Origin of the sequence: Bacillus sp. AR8-1, from assembly GCF_008042345.1 — a bacterium.
Classification (GTDB): Bacteria; Bacillota; Bacilli; order Bacillales; family Bacillaceae_G; genus Bacillus_A; species Bacillus_A cereus.
The window spans coordinates 1-4,274 of sequence record NZ_QNUB01000081.1 but is presented as its reverse complement, the minus strand read 5'-3'; the positions used below and the strand labels follow the sequence as shown (position 1 = coordinate 4,274).

The window sequence follows — 4,274 nt, the reverse complement described above, 5'->3', positions numbered from 1 at the left end:
TAAAATATTAGCTTGATGGGTAAGGGGTATCACCACATATACTACACGACGATGCATGTTGTTTAATAATGTAGTTTTAAGGTGTATCAGTACTTTGCCTAATAAGCCTATTTTTTATGGTTTTGACCACTAATTGTCGTGATAAAAGGAGTGAATCCCCCACTCCTTTTTTATTATCATATAATTGTTTAACATCATGCATTCATTGCTAGATTTAGTCTTAAACTTCATTTTCTTTTTCTTTCAGAAAAATTACGTATGGCTATCTTCTTTTAAACAATTCAAACGTTGATACTTTGTTTTACTGAGGCTAAAAACTTATATTTCTTGCCTTTAAACTCATTTATTTTAAATTAGATAAAAGAATTTTTGCTTGTAACTAGCTTTATAAATTTATGCTATAACAGCCTTGTGCACTTTTGTATTTACTGAACTATGGCTTGTTCTTCCTTCTTCATAGCTCTAATTGATTGAGCTACTTTAACCATCATAGAACATTCTATCCTCTTGCGGAAGATTTTACAGCTGAACTCATGCGTTCCCTTAAGAGAACCCGTTGCATGTATTGTATTAGCTGGACAACCGCCACTACAGTAAAGCTGTGCCCAACATTCCTGACATTCCGGCTTTGAATAGCAATTACTTTCCTTAAACTGAGACTGTATCTCTGCTTTTGTAATACCATCCCATATATTCCCCATACTATATTCTTCTTCTCCCACAAACTGATGACAAGGAAATATCTCCCCCCACGGGGTAATAGCTAGATATTCAGTCCCAGAACCGCAACCAGAAATTCTCTTTTGAACGCACGGACCTTCTGAAAGGTCGAGCATGTAATGATAAAATGTAAAATCGTTTCCTTTTTCCTCACGGTTTAGCATTTCTTTCGAAAGAATTTCATACTGATTGTAAATTTCCAGCAGGTCTTCTTCACAGAGCGCATATGGTTCTTGGGGATTACAGATAACAGGTTCCATTGAGATTTTGTTAAAACCTAAGTCAGCGATGTGATAAATATCATTGGTAAAATCAACATTATTATGGGTATAGGTTCCACGTACATAGTATTCTTTATCTCCACGCTTCTCAACAAACTCCTGGAACTTTGGAACGATATGATTATAGCTACCTTTCCCATTGATAGTTTTACGAAGATAATCATGAACTTTTTTTCTTCCATCAAGGCTTAATACAACATTGTGCATTTCTTGATTTAAGAATTCAGTAATTTCATCATTAAGCAGCATACCATTTGTAGTAAAGGTAAAACGAAAAGTTTTTTTGTACTCTTTTTCTTTATTTCTTGCATAAGCGACAATCTGTTTGACAGTTTTCCACGCCATGAGTGGCTCCCCACCAAAAAAATCAACATCGAGATTTCGATGATTACCTGAGTTTTCTAATAGAAAATCTATGGCTCTTTTTCCAACCTCAAAACTCATTATGGCTCTATTTCCATTGTATTTTCCTTGGCTAGCAAAGCAGTATTCACACGACAGATTACATGTATGCGCGACATTAAGACAAAGAGCCTTTACATAAGTGGGACGATTTATCAAATCAATTGAAAGGTCCCTATAATCATCTTCGGTAAAAAGCTTCCCATCTCTTTTTAGTTCTTCAATATCCGCAATTGTTTCTCGAATTTCCTTCTTGGAAACGTGGAAATCATATTTATACTTTTCCTGCATTATTGACAGGATTTCTTCCATAGGAGTATTCTGATATAGCATAATTATTTCATAAGCAAGATCGTCAACGACATGTACGGATCCGCTATAAGTATCTAACACGATATTGTATCCATTTAATTTATATTGATGAATCATACTGGATAACCAAACTCCTTTTTCATAAAGATTGCCACCTAAATAAAATATAATTGAATACTATACTTCTTGTTTCCTATTTATTGTATTTTCACACTTTTGATTTGCAACTCCACATGAGGTTTTACAAGCAGACTGACAAGATGTCTGACATGCACCACACCCACCATGTTTTATAGTATCTTGCAGTTTACAAGTGCTCAGTGTTATAATTCTTTTCATTGTTTATAACCTCCTTTTGAAATAATTTTGAAGAACAAAGGTATATATTTGTAAAAAAAATCACAATCATATACCTTAGTTCTTCATATTGTAATTATTTATACATTCATAAATGCGGTACGTGAAATTACAACATTTATCTTATGATAAATATGGGCGTTTATAACTATGTGCTACAACTATAAAAAGTCAATCCCATTGGAATTGACCTTTTATAAACTGTGGCAACAGAAGGATGTCATAAAACTAGGATTTGATATTGTAGCATTTCACTTGTGAAAAGTATAACATGATTAACTAAGAATAGATGTGTCAATCCTTGGAACATTAGCTATAACTTGATTTTTTGAGTATATATAATAGTTAGTGGGCTATAGAATTCATCCTATATCACTATTAATAATTAGCGTTTTTTAATAATAAAAAAGGATGTCTAAAAAAATTCTATTTTATTAATAATCCTGTAGGAGTAACTTGATATGTTTTTTTCTTGCCTACAAATTCCTGTTTACTATTCTCAAGATTAGTAAGTGTGGCACGGGTCTTTTCCTTCTGTGCTTCTCCCTCTATATGAGTAAACTCGATATAATCCCCTACCTTAACTGGAACGGTTTGGCTTTCAGCATTTTGTTGTCTATTTCCTACAATTTCTTTATTGTACAATATATTGCCCGATGAGTTTTGAACTTTAATGCTTGCATACGTACTAGTAAAATAGGAATGGGGGATACCCGCTTCTAATTTAATCTGCATTTTTTCTGTTGCTTTGTTATACTCTACTTTTGCGATTTCTCGATCATTATATCCCTTTAAAGACCAGTTAAATTGATTTCCATCTAAAACTGTTGTTTCTGGCATTTTTTCTACTTTCTTCAGGCCTTCTTTTGTAACTTGATATCTTGCTGTCTTTCCAATGGTTTCATTTTTGTTATTTTCAAGGTTAATTAAAGTCGCTCGCGTCTTTTCCTTTGTTGCTTCCCCTTCTATATGAGTAAGTTCAATGTAATCACCTATTTTAACGGGCACAGTTTGGCTTTCAGCATTTTGTTGTTTATTTCCCACGATTTCCTTATTGTACAGAACGTTGCCAGAAGCATTCTGGACCTTAATACTCGCATACGTACTAGTAAAGTAGGAATGGGGTACACCTGCTTCTAGTTTTACCTTCATCTCTTCTACTGTTTTATCATAATTTACTTTTGCAATTTCTCTATCACTATATCCTTTTAATGACCATGCAAATTGATTTCCATCTAAAATTGTTGCTTCTGGCATTTTTTCTACTTTCTTTAGACCTTCTTTTGTAACTTCGTAAATGGCTTTTTTTCCAAAGCTCTCTTGTTTACTATTATCTACATTTGTGAGAGTAGCTCTATGCACACCTTCTAGATGTGTTAACTCTATATAGTCTCCTACCTTGACCGAAACTTTTTGCGATTCAGCATTTTGTTGTTTGTTTCCATAAATCTCTTTGTTATAGACCACTTTACCTGATGTGTTTTGCACTTTAATACTTGCATATGTACTATCAAAGTAGTTATGTGGTACACCTGCTTTTAGATCAATTTGCATTTCTTCTGTTGATTTATTTAAATTTACTTTTGCGAATTCAAAATCTCCAATCCCTTTCAGCGACCATGCAAACTGGTTTCCTTCTAAAATATTATTTACATTAGGCATATCTGGTTTAATTGGATTAGAATCCGTCCCCTTCCAAATCTCTGCTGTTAAAATTGGATATCCTAATGCAGCTACTTTTTGAATGGTATCGTTATTTGGACGTAATCCCCACTTCTCAAAGAAAGGAATCAAATTTTGTTTGGCTACTTTTGATGCTGAAATCATAAATAATTGTTTTTTATTTTCATCAGTTTGTGGAAGTTCACTTGAAGGCATGTCTCTATACAATTGATGCAATTTAGGATAGAAATCCTCTCCATACGCTAACTGTAGTTGCCAAAGCATAACAAGCTTTACAAAAACATCGCTAATTTCATCATAATTTTTATTCACTTGCTCTAGATATTGAAATGCTTTTGGATAAATTCCACTTTTCTCTAAGTTGGATGGTTGATTAAATGCTTTTTCTACAGAAAGGCTGTATATATTATTTTGTACTTCTGTCATATTATAAAACTTCCAGGGCGATTGTTGTCTCAAATGTCCTGCCTCATGCCAAGGGCCCCAGCCATCTGTTATGAATTTATTAATATCTAACAC

3 protein-coding genes are annotated in these 4,274 nt (G+C 33.4%); all 3 read right to left on the bottom strand.

Annotated elements, in window-relative coordinates:
* Positions 1-425: 425 nt before the first annotated feature.
* On the bottom strand, positions 426-1,832 hold the full coding sequence (gene scfB / locus DN400_RS29115; protein ID WP_147802111.1) for a thioether cross-link-forming SCIFF peptide maturase: 1,407 nt from the start codon (positions 1,830-1,832) through the stop codon (positions 426-428).
* Positions 1,833-1,892: 60 nt separating this feature from the next.
* The gene (scfA, locus tag DN400_RS29110) at positions 1,893-2,054 is read right to left on the bottom strand and encodes a six-cysteine ranthipeptide SCIFF (protein WP_000821353.1); all 162 of its coding nucleotides are present in this window, start codon (positions 2,052-2,054) and stop codon (positions 1,893-1,895) included.
* Positions 2,055-2,498: 444 nt separating this feature from the next.
* Positions 2,499-4,274: putative mucin/carbohydrate-binding domain-containing protein (locus DN400_RS29105; RefSeq protein WP_147802110.1), on the bottom strand; the 1,776-nt coding region annotated here is incomplete at its 5' end.

Bases quoted from the DNA above. Each gene is read 5' to 3' on its own strand.
- scfB (WP_147802111.1), bottom strand. From the start codon at position 1,832: ATGATTCATCAATATAAATTAAATGGATACAATATCGTGTTAGATACT.
- scfA (WP_000821353.1), bottom strand. From the start codon at position 2,054: ATGAAAAGAATTATAACACTGAGCACTTGTAAACTGCAAGATACTATA.